Source organism: Asticcacaulis sp. DW145, from assembly GCF_037101385.1.
Lineage (GTDB): Bacteria > Pseudomonadota > Alphaproteobacteria > Caulobacterales > Caulobacteraceae > Asticcacaulis > Asticcacaulis currens.
In genome coordinates this window covers 1,522,972-1,536,336 of sequence record NZ_AP029024.1, presented here as the reverse complement: position 1 = coordinate 1,536,336, position 13,365 = coordinate 1,522,972, and the positions used below count along the sequence as shown (strand labels likewise).

12 protein-coding genes and 1 tRNA gene are annotated in these 13,365 nt (G+C 61.8%); 12 read left to right on the top strand and 1 reads right to left on the bottom strand.

Features of this window, described 5'->3' with window-relative positions:
* Positions 1-6 precede the first annotated feature (6 nt).
* The 11 genes from AACH73_RS07065 (at position 7) to AACH73_RS07015 (ending at position 10,100) form a co-directional block, all read left to right on the top strand.
* Positions 7-1,284 carry a hypothetical protein gene (locus tag AACH73_RS07065; protein ID WP_338734438.1) on the top strand — a complete coding sequence of 426 codons (1,278 nt, stop codon included), beginning with the start codon at positions 7-9 and terminating at the stop codon, positions 1,282-1,284.
* A 4-nt stretch (positions 1,285-1,288) separates the two neighbouring features.
* Complete coding sequence (locus AACH73_RS07060; RefSeq protein WP_272742782.1) at positions 1,289-1,591, top strand: transcriptional regulator; 303 nt, start codon at positions 1,289-1,291, stop codon at positions 1,589-1,591.
* 80 nt (positions 1,592-1,671) lie between these two features.
* Positions 1,672-3,000 (top strand): lytic murein transglycosylase, encoded by a 1,329-nt coding sequence (locus AACH73_RS07055; RefSeq protein ID WP_338734437.1) that lies wholly within the window; start codon positions 1,672-1,674, stop codon positions 2,998-3,000.
* A 745-nt stretch (positions 3,001-3,745) separates the two neighbouring features.
* On the top strand, positions 3,746-4,615 hold the full coding sequence (locus AACH73_RS07050) for a MotA/TolQ/ExbB proton channel family protein (RefSeq protein ID WP_272742784.1): 870 nt from the start codon (positions 3,746-3,748) through the stop codon (positions 4,613-4,615).
* A 6-nt stretch (positions 4,616-4,621) separates the two neighbouring features.
* Complete coding sequence (locus AACH73_RS07045; protein WP_272742785.1) at positions 4,622-5,059, top strand: biopolymer transporter ExbD; 438 nt, start codon at positions 4,622-4,624, stop codon at positions 5,057-5,059.
* An 83-nt stretch (positions 5,060-5,142) separates the two neighbouring features.
* Positions 5,143-5,793 (top strand): energy transducer TonB, encoded by a 651-nt coding sequence (locus AACH73_RS07040; RefSeq protein ID WP_272742786.1) that lies wholly within the window; start codon positions 5,143-5,145, stop codon positions 5,791-5,793.
* Positions 5,794-6,147: 354 nt separating this feature from the next.
* The gene (locus AACH73_RS07035; protein ID WP_272742787.1) at positions 6,148-6,861 is read left to right on the top strand and encodes a hypothetical protein; all 714 of its coding nucleotides are present in this window, start codon (positions 6,148-6,150) and stop codon (positions 6,859-6,861) included.
* 142 nt (positions 6,862-7,003) lie between these two features.
* Complete coding sequence (locus AACH73_RS07030; RefSeq protein WP_338734435.1) at positions 7,004-7,780, top strand: M48 family metallopeptidase; 777 nt, start codon at positions 7,004-7,006, stop codon at positions 7,778-7,780.
* A 107-nt stretch (positions 7,781-7,887) separates the two neighbouring features.
* A tRNA-His gene (locus AACH73_RS07025) sits at positions 7,888-7,963 on the top strand.
* Positions 7,964-8,087: 124 nt separating this feature from the next.
* The gene (locus AACH73_RS07020) at positions 8,088-9,170 is read left to right on the top strand and encodes an FAD-dependent oxidoreductase (protein ID WP_338734434.1); all 1,083 of its coding nucleotides are present in this window, start codon (positions 8,088-8,090) and stop codon (positions 9,168-9,170) included.
* Between the two features lie 63 nt (positions 9,171-9,233).
* A complete protein-coding gene (locus tag AACH73_RS07015) occupies positions 9,234-10,100 on the top strand; it encodes a transglycosylase SLT domain-containing protein (RefSeq protein ID WP_338734433.1) in 867 nt (288 codons plus the stop codon).
* 133 nt (positions 10,101-10,233) lie between these two features.
* Here the strand turns inward: AACH73_RS07015 and AACH73_RS07010 are convergent, their stop codons facing one another.
* On the bottom strand, positions 10,234-12,000 hold the full coding sequence (locus AACH73_RS07010) for a HAMP domain-containing sensor histidine kinase (protein ID WP_338734432.1): 1,767 nt from the start codon (positions 11,998-12,000) through the stop codon (positions 10,234-10,236).
* Between the two features lie 189 nt (positions 12,001-12,189).
* Between AACH73_RS07010 and AACH73_RS07005 the strand changes: the two genes are divergently transcribed.
* Positions 12,190-13,341, top strand: a complete 1,152-nt coding sequence (locus AACH73_RS07005; RefSeq protein ID WP_272742792.1) for a DUF2336 domain-containing protein — start codon at positions 12,190-12,192, stop codon at positions 13,339-13,341.
* Positions 13,342-13,365: the final 24 nt, after the last annotated feature.

Genomic DNA, 13,365 nt, shown 5'->3' with positions numbered 1-13,365 from the left:
CTGATCATGGGTCGGGTCTTTTTTAAATCGCGCGCCTCCGATCCGGCGGATCTGGCCTTCGTCAGGTCCTTTGCCGGGGAGGGGCCGCGCGCTCAGGCGTCGGCGGGACTGGTCTTCTTCTGGGCTGGTCTGCTTTATGGGCTTCAGACGCTGGTCTATGCCGCCATTGAGGCGCACTGGCTGAGGATCGTGCCGCCCTTCGGTCTTTGGCTGGCGATCGGCCCGACCCTGCCGTTTCTGGCGGTGATCGGCTATGTCGCCTGGCGCGATCGCAAAGGGAAGAGCGGCGTGGCGACCCGCGCCCTGACGGCCAGCTACACCTCGGCGGGGCTGATGAATCTGGTCATCGCCGTGACCTTCGGGGGGTTGGCCCTGAGCCGTCAGTCCACGGCCATCTGGCTTCTCTATCCCGCCGTCATCTGTGCCATGCAGGGGGCGGTGTGGTACGCCGCCAGCCTGATCCGGCGCAGGCTGTGGCTGGGGATTGTGTCTGCCGGATGGTTCGTAACGACCCTTGCTCTGACTTTGCTGATGTCGCAGGTCGCTGCCTATCTGCTGTGGCTGGGGCTGGCCCTGCTGGGCCTGATGGCGGTGCCGGGGTACGTTATGATGCGGATCGCGGCGCGCGAGGGGGCTGTGACGAAGGGCGAACCCGCCACCGGCGCGGTCAGCGACCCGCAGGCGGCGCGTGAAGACCTGGCCTTTATCCAGACTCTGGTCAATCGCGGGGATCAGGTCCAGATGTCCGGCGGCCTTCTGCTTCTGTGCGGGGGCCTGCTCTATGGCCTGCAATGCCTTGTGCACGGGCTGGATATGAGCGGGCGGATCCGGCTGCCGCCCCTGGGGCACCTGATCAATGGCGTCCTGCCGACGCTTCTGTTTCTGATTGTGCTGGGGATCGTCCTGTGGCGCGACCGGCACAAGACGCACGCCAATGCCGGCAGTCGTGCCCTCAATGCTGCCTTCGGAGGTGTGGGCCTCGCCAACCTGTTTATGAATGTGGTTTTCGGCTACACGGCCTTTACCCAGAAGACGTGGCTGATCTGGATGCTCTATCCCATTACCCTGTGTGCCCTGATGGGGGCGGGGTGGTACGTAGCGGCGGTGGCCAAGCGTAAATTGTGGCCGGCTCTTGTCTGCGCCGGCTGGTTTGCTACGGCTTGCCTGCTGGCGGCGCGCGTCGAAACGCCGGGCTATCTGCTGATCCTGTCGGGCGCGCTCGCCCTGCTGATGGCCTTACCCGGCTATCTTCTGATGCGTTTCGACGCCCGCAGGTCGGCGTGAGCGCATGAGCGGCTTTGACGTCAACCGGCTGGATGATGCGATCCACGGCCGCCTGCGGCTGGGGATCATGGCCTATCTGGCCGATGCCGGAGCCGCCGATTTCAACGAGCTGAAAGGCGTGCTCGAAGCGACGCAGGGTAACCTGTCGGTGCATCTGTCCAAGCTGGAGGACGCGGGCTATGTCGAGATCATCAAGGGCTATCAGGGGAAGAAGCCGTTGACGCGTGTGCACATCACACCGGCCGGGCGGCAGGCCTTTGCCCGCTACATAGAGGTGTTGTCCGGGCTGGTCGAAAAGCGCTCATAACGTCTTGTTTACCGCTTTGCGCTTGGAAATGACATCATTCCAAGGCTAAGATTCGCGCCTGTATCGGAAGGATGATCTGTATGAAGCGGCGTGTGCTCAGTCTGTGTCTGTTCCTTGGGGCCTGCTCGACGGCCTCCAGCGTACCGACATCCATCGAGAACAAGCCGCAGCCGCCGCGCGCTGAAACCGCCCAGACGGGGGATAGGTCGCAGACGCCTGCGAAGCCTGCCCCGGCCTCCGTCCCGGTCACTTACGCGACCTTTGCCGACTGGCGTGAGGCCTTCGTCAGCAAGGCGGTGGCCAGAGGCTATGATCGCGCCTTTGTCGAAGGTCTGCTGGCCGATGTGCAGCCGAAAGAGGCCGTGGTCAGGGCCGATACCGGTCAGCCGGAATTTTCCAAACCCATATCCTCCTATGTGAAAAATGCCGTTTCGGCGGCGCGCATCCAGACCGGGCGCGAGCGGGTCAATGCCAATCCGGATATCGCCGCCATTGAGGCGCGCTATGGCGTGCCGCGGGAAATACTGGCGGGTGTCTGGGGGATGGAAAGCGACTATGGCCGCGTTCAGGGCGATATCGACGTGGTGACCGCCTTTGCGACTCTTGCCTATGACGGGCGTCGCCGCGACTGGGCCGAGTCACAGTTGTTCAGTGTGCTGTCCATTATAAAGAGTGGCAAATCCACCCGTCAGGAGCTGAAGGGGTCGTGGGCAGGGGCAATGGGGCAAACCCAGTTCCTGCCGGAAAACTATCTGAAACTGGGGCAGGACGGTGACGGCGACGGGCACGTCAATATCTGGACCTCCGATTCGGACGCCCTGGCCTCGGCGGCCAATTTGCTGAAAAGCGAAGGCTGGCGTCCGGGGCAGGCCTGGGCGGTTGAGGTGACGCTCCCGGCGGATTTCGACTACTATCTGGCCGAGACTGAAAGCCAGACGCCGGATTGGTGGGCGCAAAAGGGCGTGGTCCGTGCCGACGGCGGCAACTGGAACGCCAGCGAGAAGACGGCCCCGGCCGTGCTGATTCTGCCGTCGGGGGCCAAAGGGCCGGCCTTTCTGGCCCTGCCCAATCATTTTGCCATTCGCAAATACAATAATTCTACGGCCTATGCGTTGGCGGTGGGGCTGAATGCCGACGGGATTGCCGGACGCGCTACGTTGAAAACGCCGTGGCCGGATGAGCAGCCCCTGTCTCTGGCCATGCGCAAGAATGTCCAGACGGCGCTCAACACGGCGGGCTTCAATGCCGGGACCGTCGATGGCGTAATCGGCATCGGCACCCGCAAGGCGCTGCGCGAATGGCAGAAGGCCAACGGCCGCGTGGCGGATGGCTATCTCAGCTACGAACTGGCCAGCGAGCTGTCCGCCAAGGTGAGCGGCTACACCATACTGGGGCCCTCGGGGCGCTGAACCCTCTCGAAGCCCTCCTAGGCGTCACCATACCTTCCGAACACGGTTAATTGCTGCATTGCGGGAAAATTTCCCGCTTCGGGTAAATTTTTACCGATGATAGCGGTATCTTTCACGCAATGCCGGGCGATAGACGCCGCGAATCCGCCCTCTTTTTGAAACAGATGGGGTCAACGGGTTCGTAAAAACGTCTTTATAAATTTGACACATAGCGTTGAAAGCGACCGGTTTTTCGCGTTTCCGGCGCAAGATTGCCGAGGGTTTCGTCGCTGAATTAAAAAAAATTCATCAGGCGAGAAAATATTCCACCGCGCATCCTTTGCCTTAACTATCGGACATGTTTGGGTTTTTGGCATAAACTCGTACAAAATGGCTTGCCTGTGGCCCAAATGTTACGCGCGGTGGCACGATAAGCACCTTGACGGGGTGAGGGAGGATTGCTTTTTTAGTCCGCAAATCACTTTGTAACCATTGGTGTAACAGAGGGATCGTCCATGCCCGGTCATCCGGCAGGGCAGGGGCAAAGGTTTGTGCGCAGCGCAGCCGGATGCGGGCGAAGATTCGTAACGGTGCGTAACACAAGAGAGGTTCACGACGGGACATGCGACCCCAGAAGGGAAACATGCACTGGCGTGGTCCGCGTTCTAAACATGTCTTAGGCTTAAACCAGGGGGTTCACGCTGCCCCCGAAATCCTTGGTCAGCCCTCCTACCGGGGGTTATCCTTATTCAGGAATTGGCGAAAAATGCTCGAACACAAGAAACACAATCCGCTCATTGCTCTGCTCGGCGCCGCTGCGCTGTTCGTGAGCGTTCCGACGATCGCCGCCGCGGCTGCGGCTACGTCGCCTGCCGCTGCCGAAGCTCCGGCCGCTGCCGCTCCGGCTGCTGCCGAAGAGTCGTCCACCTCGTCCGCTTCGGGCGGCCATGGCAAGATCACCGTTTCGTCGATGTTCATGCAGGCCGTGCCGGTCGTTAAGGCCGTCATGATCGGCCTGATCCTCGCGTCCGTCATCTCCTGGACCATCCTGGTCATCAAGCTGATGTTCTTCGCGAAGCTCAACAAGTCCTCGAACAACTACCTCGAAGCCTTCCGCGGCGCCCGTTCGATCGCCGACATCAACCGCATCTCGACCTCGGACGAGTTCGCTGGCAACCCGATGGCCGACATGGCCGCCGTCGCCACCGAAGAAATCCAAATCTCGAAGCAAGCCGGCCTTCAGGTTTCGGGCGAGCACCGCGACTCGACCCTGCACCGCGCCTCGTCCTCGATCAACGCTGTTCAGGCTGGTCTGGCCAAGCGTCTGTCGGGTGGCCTGACCTTCCTCGCTTCGACCGGTTCGATCGGGCCTTTCGTTGGTCTGTTCGGTACGGTTTACGGCATCATGAACTCGTTCATCGGTATCGCTGACTCGGGTACGACCAACCTGGCCGTCGTGGCTCCGGGTATCGCCGAAGCCCTGCTCGCCACCGGTATCGGTCTGGCTGCCGCTATCCCGGCCGTCGTCATGTACAACATCTTCAACACCTCGATCGCTGCCTACGGTACTCGTTCGGAGCAATTCGTTTCGGAACTGATGAACTCGCTGTCGCGTCAACTCGACAAAGGGGCGTAAGTACTCATGGGAGCCAAGCTATCCTCTGGCAGCGGCGGCTCGAAGTTTCATATCGAGCAGAACAGCGAAATTAACGTTACGCCGTTCGTCGATATCATGCTGGTTCTTCTGATTATCTTCATGGTGGCCGCTCCCATGGCCTCCGTGTCGATCGAGGTGAACCTTCCGACAGCCGTCGCCCCGCCGCAACAAAACCCGCCCAAGCCGATCTATATCTCCATCCAGCAGGATGGCGGTGTGTTCATCGGTGATCATCAGACGTCTCTGGCTGATCTCGGCGCTGACATGAAGATTCAGGTCGGCAAACGTGATCCGGACAAGGAGCGCATCTTCATTCGTTGCGACCGCAAGACCCGCTATGCGGACTTCATGCAGGTGATGAATGCCCTTCAGGACAATGGCTACTACAGCGTTGCTCTGATCGGTGAAGATGGTAACAAGTAAGAGGGCCTGAGACTATGGAAGAGACCCCCCACAGGCGTCGAGATCCTATTCTCGACCCCCCGATTAACAAGGACAAAACGCCCTTGTTCGTCGGTATTGGCGTGGCGATCGTGGCCCACGTGGGACTGGCCTACTACATCTATCACGAAAAGTTCGAAATCAAGCCGGTGGAATATGAGGACACCAAGATTGATACTGAACTGGTAGATCTGGCGCCGCCCCCGCCGCCTCCACCGCCGCCGCCGCCGCCGCCGCCTGACATGCCTCCGCCTCCGCCGAAGCTGCAGGTTCGCGAACCGGTGATCCAGACCGACGCACCTCCGCCGCCTGCTCCGATCCAGATCGAAGCGACGAAGAAGGAAGACCGCGTCGAGTATAAGGGGCCGCCGCAAATCGTCCCGGGACCTCCGCCGCCTCCGGCTCCGGTCGTTCCCGCTGGTCCGCGCTACACGACGGCTCAATGGACGCCGCCGACGTCGGACCAGATGCTTGACCTCTACCCGCCGCGTGCTCAGGACGCGGAAGTTGAAGGCGAAGTCACCATTGACTGCGTCCTCAGCTCGGAAGGCAAGATCACGGGCTGTAGCGTCGAAAGCGAAAAGCCTGCGGGCTATGGCTTCGGTGCGGCGACCGTGAAGGGCTTTATGCGCTACGCCAAGATCAAGAAGGGCACCGATGGTGAACTTCGTGACGGCGACCACAAGAAGTTCCGCTTCAAGTGGACCCTGCAATAGGTTCCTGATCCTTATTCAGAAAAGCCCTCCGGTCTCGCCGGGGGGCTTTTTTGTTGCCTGTTTCCTATGCGACAGGCAGGCACGATAGCGGAAAGAGGTGGTGTACTGAACGGACGGATGGGATCGCTCCGGTCACCTATGCCGTGATCACGAAAAAGGCATTTGAACTTAACAATGCTAAGTGATATGTTTCGCTAAGTGATCGGATCGTCCTATCACCCCGTGAACGTTCTGAGGCGAGGGGGCCTTGAGAAGCCGGGGCCTATACATCGAAAAACATGCCGACCCCGCTCGGCCGCCGACCGTTGCCTGCTTTCCGGACAGGCGCGGATAATCAGGAAAGGAAACCCCCGCATGGCATCCGCTCTCATCCCCCCGACCCGTAACCCGCTGTTTCAAACGCCCGCGCAAAAGCGTCTGTCACCTCCCGTCGTGATGGGTATCGCCGTGGCCACCCTTGTCCATCTGGGGCTGGCGGCCTACATCATCCATGAGCGCTTTGAAGTAAAACTGGCCGAAACACCGGATGGCACCAAGGTGATGGAAGCACCGATGGTGATTATCGAGCCGAAACCTGCCCCTGTTGTCGAAAAGCCCAGAACGCAGAGCCCGCCCATTCGCCTGAATACCCCGGACCATATCTCACAGCCGGTTGAAAACCCATTGCCTGTGGTAGAAACGCCGACCAGTTTTCCCGAAACCGTTGGCCCCGTGACCAGCTATTCGGCGCAACCTGGTCCGGTGGTTGAAAGCGGCCCGGTCCAGGCGACTGGTCCTACCTATGTCAAGGCGGTGTGGTCGCGCTTCCCCGATTCGGCCACCTTGCTGGAATACTACCCGGCCCGTGCCATGGATGCCGAGGTCGAAGGGGCGGCAACGCTCGCCTGTACGGTGCGCGATACCAAGGGCCGGGTAAAGTGCGAGGTCCTTTCCGAAAGCCCCAGAGGCTATGGATTCGGAGATGCGGCGGTGCGTGCCGTGGAAGCCAAGGGCCGCGCCGATACCTCCAATGGAGCGGTCGAGGTCGGTGCCACCATGCGCGTCAAGATGGGCTTTGCTCTCCAATAGGCGCGATGCCCATATCTGTCCAAAGGCCTCCGGTTTTCCGGAGGCCTTTTTACGTGCGGCTTATGCGTCAGCGGCCGGCATTTATTGACCGTCCCCTTCTGACACGCCATTATGTTTCAGGAAAAATCCGAGGGAGCCGTCCATGCCTGCGCGTCTGAAATCCATCCTGAGTCCAAGAAGCCTGACCTTCGCCGCCCTGATTACGGTCGCCGGAACTCTGGTGGCGTGCGAAACGAACGACACCCTCGGCCGCAGCCAGTTCCTGCTGGTGGACAATGCCGATCTGGAGCCCTCAGCGCTGCAAGGGTGGCAGGAGTTGATGCGAACCTCGAAAATCTCCAGCGACGCTGCGTTGAACCGCCGGGTGAAGACGGTCGGTGCCAAAATCGTTGCGGCGGCAGGTTATAATCCCAATCAGTGGGAGTACGTGCTGTTTCAGGACGATCAGCCCAACGCCTTCGTCATCCCCGGCAATAAGGTCGGCGTGAATACCGGCCTGTTCAAGGTGGTCAAGAATGACGACCAACTGGCGGCGGTTCTGGGGCACGAAACGGCGCACGTGCTGGGCAAGCACGCTGCTGAACGTTATTCGCAGCAGGTGGGCACGCAGATCGCGCTTCAAACCGCTGCCGGAGCGACCTCGGGCCGTACCCAGCAGATCATCGCCAATTATGGCGGCATGGGCGCGCAACTGGGGCTGCTGCTGCCCTATTCGCGTAAGCATGAACTGGAGGCTGACCGGATCGGTGTCGATATCATGGTCAAGGCGGGGTATAAGGCCTCGGAGTCCATCGCCCTGTGGCGCAATATGCAGGCTCTGAATCAGGGCAAGCCGCCGGAATTCCTTTCGACGCACCCGTCGGACAATACGCGCATCGCGCAACTGGAAACCTATATCCAGTCAAAGGGCTACAAGTAGGCCCGCCGGATGTGCAGTTTTTTTCACCGCTTATTGCGCTGGCGGGTGAAATTACCCCTTGATCGGAGGGCCGTCGCGGTTTAGAGGATCGGCCCTCACGATGGTCTGCCGTCTTAGCTCACTTGGTAGAGCGCCAGATTGTGGCTCTGGAGGTAGCTGGTTCGAAACCAGCAGACGGTACCATCGTGATAAAGCTCCCCAAAAACCTCGGACCTGGTTGTCAACGGGCGGATTGACGCAAGGGTCGCGTGCGCTCTGGTCCTGCGGGCAAATCCGGATATAAGGCAGGCCTTAAAAGGATCTGCTCATGATTTCGTCTTTCAGCCTTATCGTCATCGGAGGCGGCATTACCGGCCTCAGCGTCGCCCTGCGCGCGCTGGATTATGGGTTGGCGGTCACCCTGATCGCCAAAGACCGGGTCGAAGACACCACCTCGGCCCTGTCGGCGGGCATGATTGCCCCGGCGATGGAGGCCCTGACCGAGCCGCAGCCGGATCTGTCCTATGCCCGCTATGTCGCGGCGCAAAAGCACTGGCCGGTCTTTGCCGCCGATCTGGGCCTCTCGGAAATTCTTGAAATGGCGCAGCCTGCCGTCTGGGTGTGGTCGAGTGAGGCAGGGCCTTCGCCCGACGAAATGATGGCGCGCTTTACCGCTCTGGGGGCCAAGGGGCAGGTGATGGCCGAAGACGACCTCGCCCGACTGGGGTTTCAGGCCCCCCTTCAGGGGATTGAGATCATCGGCGAGTGGCTGATGGCAGCTGCGCCCGTACTGGCCTTTATGAAAACGCAGTTCGAGGCGCGCGGCGGGCGCTGGATCGACGCAGAGGTGGCGCAGGTCGCCCCCCGCAGCGTAGTTCTGTCTGACGGCAGGATCTGTGAAGCCGGGCATGTGGCGGTCTGCGCGGGCTATGGTGCGGCAGCCTTTGCGGAGGCTGTGCCGTCATTGAAAGCCTTGATGCCCATCAAGGGCCATCTGCTTGACCGCGAAGGCCGCAGCGACCCCGCTCTGGCCGGGCGGATGGTGCGTTCGCCCTGGGGCTACTGGGTGTTTCTGGACGGTCTGACCAAGTTTGGCGCCACTATGCAGGCGGGCCGGGCGGATGCGGCGGTGGAGCCCGGCGTCATCGACTCGCTGAAAGACAAGGCGCGCAAATTCACGCCTTCGACCGTTGCGGCGCTTGAGGGCGTTACGCCGCGCGTCGGGGTGCGGGCGGCCACCCCCGATCACTGGCCTATGATCGGACGCGACGCCAGCGGTGTCTATGTGGCGACCGGTATGCGTCGCAATGGCTGGATATATGGCCCCTATGCGGCCAGCGTTCTGACGGCGCTGATCACCGGACAGGAACCGCCGGAAGGGGCCGAGGCCTACGCCCCACAGCGCTTTTGATTCACACCTCGTTAACCTCCATCGGGCAAAATTTGCCCATCTTTTGGTTAATGCGCTCTATCCATGTCCGGTCCCGCGTCCCCTGTCCCCGACTCTTCCGGCCTGTCGCCGCGAAAGCAGAGTGTGGTTACCGCCATTACGCGGGCGGCCCAGCGGACGGGTGTGGATTTTTCTTACCTGCTGAAAACCGCGCAGCGCGAAAGTTCTCTGAACCCCAATGCCAAGGCCCCGACCTCTTCGGCGGCGGGCCTGTTTCAGTTCATTGAGCAGACATGGCTGGCCACCATCAAGAAGCACGGCGGCAAGCATGGCTATGGCGGCTATGCCGACGCCATCCGACAGGGCGGCAATGGTCAGTACTACGTAGCCGATGCCCAGGCGCGTCAGCAGGTGCTGGGCCTGCGTTACAATCAGGACGCTGCGGCGGCCATGGCGGCTGAAATGACCGCAGGCAATGCCGCCTATCTGAAAGGGCGCACCGGACGCAACCCGACCGCCGGTGAGCTTTATGCGGCGCATTTTCTGGGGCCGGCGGGGGCCGCTAATCTGATTGAGGCGGTGGAACGCCGTCCGGGGGCGACCGCAGCGGCTTTGTTTCCCGCGGCGGCCAATGCCAACCGCTCGATCTTTTACCGCAATGGGGCGCCTGTCAGCGCGGCGCAGCTTATGGCCAATCTCAATTCAAAGGCCGGTGGCACCGTGCAGATGCACCTGCCGGACGAGACGGACAGCGGTATGCTGCCGGAGGGCGACAATAAGGGCTTTCTGCTGGCGCGTCTGCAACGGGTACAGTCCGAAGCGCAACTGCTGAATATCGCCTTTGGCAGCGGAGCGGGCGATCAGAGCCTGCTGTTCGCCACCCAGCTTTTGTCTGCCTTCGGGCCAGACAAGGAGAGCCGCGAAGAGGGCGGCGGCAGCGGCTTTGTCTAGAGCGAATTTCGTTCAGGTTGAATCGAAATTTCGCTCTAACTTTTTGTTTTGTCGCGCATTTGATTCCGAAAACCGTTGCACACTTTTCGGAATGCGCTCTCGCGCCTTCGGTTCCTCTAAAAAAACCTACGATCTAGCTGGCCGTAAGCGCGCGGCGCAGGGCGTCTTCGGATTGCGGCAGCAGCAGGGGGCGCACACCGAGGGCGCTCAGCGGCTCCGCCTGCTGACCGTCGGGCAGCAGGGCCAGAATGGTCAGGGTTTCACGCGCCTGCGTGGCGCGCAGCCGCTCCAGCCACTCCGACAGCTTCTGACGATGGCTGTCATTGTCGAGATCCTCGAACGCCCCTGTGGCGATCAGCACCGCGTCTATATCCCCCTTGGCGGCCAGCGAGACGGCGCGCGGGCGCGTGGTGGCGGTCAGACAGCGATGACCCAGTCCTTCCAGCGTGTCACGCAATTCGACAGACCGCAGAGAGTCGTTGGAAATCAGCATGACCTTCAGACCCCTGACGGGCTCAGGGACATCCGTTTCGGGCGCGCCGACCGGGCGAGGGACGGCGGCGGTGGCGTCATAGGGCAGGTCGATCCAGAATTTCGAGCCGACGTCCGGCGTGCTCTGCGCGCCGACCTCACCATGCATCAGCTCGGCCAGACGGCGCGACAGGTTGAGCCCCAACCCGGCCCCTGAATAGCCGGCGGAGGTGCGCGCAATCCGTTCATGCGGCAGGAAGGCGCGGTGCAGTTCGTCCGCTTCCAGCCCCGGTCCCGAATCCACCACCTCCAGACGTAACCGCCCGTCTGCGGGCGGCAGCAGTTTGACCTCGACCTTGCCCTTGGGCGTGTACTGGATGGCATTGGCCAGAAGATGCGAGAGTATTTGCTCGACGCGCACCGCATCGCCGATCGCGGCACCGGTATTTTGGGATGGCGGCAGGGTCAGGGTGAGGTCCAGCCCCTTGGCATCGGCCATGTCGTGAAATCCGGCAGTGACGTGGCGGATCAGGCCCTCAAGGTCGAGCGGGCGCGGGTCCAGTATCATCTGGCCGGAACGGGCCTCATCCTCATCCAGCGTCGTCGTGATCAGGCCCAGCAGGTGTTCGATCTCACTGCGCGCGCTTTCGACAAAGTGGCGCGGCGCGGGGGCGCGGCTAAGGTGCGACAGGCCTTGCCCCAGGGTCTGGTCCACGCTGCGCAGGCCCGTGGCGATTTCGCGCGACAGGGTCTGCATCAGGGCCATCTGATCGCGGGTCAGGCTGTCGCGCGCCGTAAGGGCGGCTTCGCGTTCTTCCAGCGTGCGCCGCTGGGCAAAGGTAAGGTGATAGTGTTCCTGAAGGTGACGGTTCATGATCAGCCCAAGAGCCAGTGCCATGGCCAGACCGCCGGTGACCAGCCCCGTCCACTCGCCGTCGGGATGGGTGAGATTAAGCGCCAGTATTGGGCCCGCCATGGCCAGAGGGGCCAGTGTCAGCAGAAACAGCAGGACCGGGGCGCTGAAAAAGATAATGCCGACGGCGCCGCCGGCACAGAGCGTGGCAAATACCTGCGCCGCCTGACCGCCCCCAATGCAGCTCAAGGAGGCGACGAGCAGGCTCAGCGCCCACAACGCCCCGCACAGCCATTGGCGACGCAACCGGACATTCAGACTGTGGCGGGTCGGACATTCGTCGGTTTTCAGCGACGGCTTGAGCAGGAAGAAGGCCGCCCAGACGCAGGCGAACAGCGCGATATTCAGCGCGATTTCCAGCGGCGACATGAAATAGTTGGCGCCCCAGATGTAGGCGGGCAGCCCGGTGGCGAAAAAGCCGAGCGCATAAGGCAGCAGACGCACCTGCGCCCTAAGACCGTAATCAAGGACGATCTGGTCATCAGACAGGGCGGCGGCGGGCGTGAACTCGGACATGCACAGACTATGGCGCAAACTGATTGCGGTCCCGTTACCGAACCGGGCAGGGCTCGAAAAAATTAACTTTTGATGCGGAGTGCACCTGCCGCAGGGACTTTGGTAAGTATTCGTTAAGGGGCGGGGCGGACAATCCGCATAAGCGCGCCGCAATGACTCGTGCGGTGCGAAATTGTCAGGACCTTTCCCATGACCGCTTCGCGTAGCCTGCTTTCCGAAACGGATGTCGCCCGACTGGTGCGCAGTGACAATGCCGATGACCGCGCCGTGGCCACGCACAAGGTGTGTCGCCTGATGGAGCGCAGCGAACTCAGCGAGGTCGAGCGCGCCGCGGCACAGGAAATCATCCGTCTGCTGGCCGACGACGCCGCCGAACTGGTGCGCAAGTCGCTGGCCGTGACGCTGCGTACCTCCAGCCTTCTGCCGCACGATGTGGCGGTGCGCCTGTCCCGTGACGTGCAATCGGTCGCCGTGCCGGTCCTCAGCTATTCCCCCGTCTTTACCGATGAGGACCTGGCCGAAATCATCCGCTCCGGCGGGCCGGTGCGTCAGATCGCGGTGGCGCGCCGCGAAACCCTGTCCGAGCCGGTGACGACCGCTCTGGCGCAGCACGGGGTGGAGGAGGCCGTGGTGATTGCCTGCGCCAATACGCAGGCCGTCTTCAGCGACAGCGGGATGACGGCGGTTCTGGACCGCTTTGGCGACTCCGAAGTCGTGCAGAACACGCTGGTCAATCGTCCGCACCTGCCTGTGTCCGTCACCGAAAAACTGATCCATCTGGTCAGTCAGTCGCTGAAGGAACAACTGGTGTCGCGGCATGCCATTCAGCCGGAAACGGCGGTGCAGATTACCGAGGCGACGCAGGAACGCGCCACGCTGGATGTCGCCGACCAGACAGGCGCCAGCCGTGATCCGGCGGCTCTGGCCCGTCACCTGGTGATCGCCGGACGCATGACGCCATCCCTGATCCTGCGGGCTTTGGCGCGCGGCCATATGGTCTTTTTCGAACATGCGCTCGCCGAGTTGTCGGGCGTCCCACATGACCGCTGCTGGCTGATGGTGCATGATGCCGGGGCTCTGGGCCTGCGCGCCATCTATGATCGGGCGGGCCTGCCGGCGCGCATGTTCCAGACCTTCCGTATCGCGGTGGACACCTACCATGCGCTGGCCAGTGAAAACGCCGATCCGGACGTGATGCGCTTTCAGGCACGCATGATCGAACGCTTCCTGACGCAGGTGCCGTTCGCGCCGCGCGAAGATCTGATCTATCTCTATGAGCGTCTTGACCGCGACGCGCGTGGCCGCCGCCGGGGGGCGAAGTCCGGCCTGCAAGCCGCCTGACCAAAGAAAAAGCCCGGTCGTAAA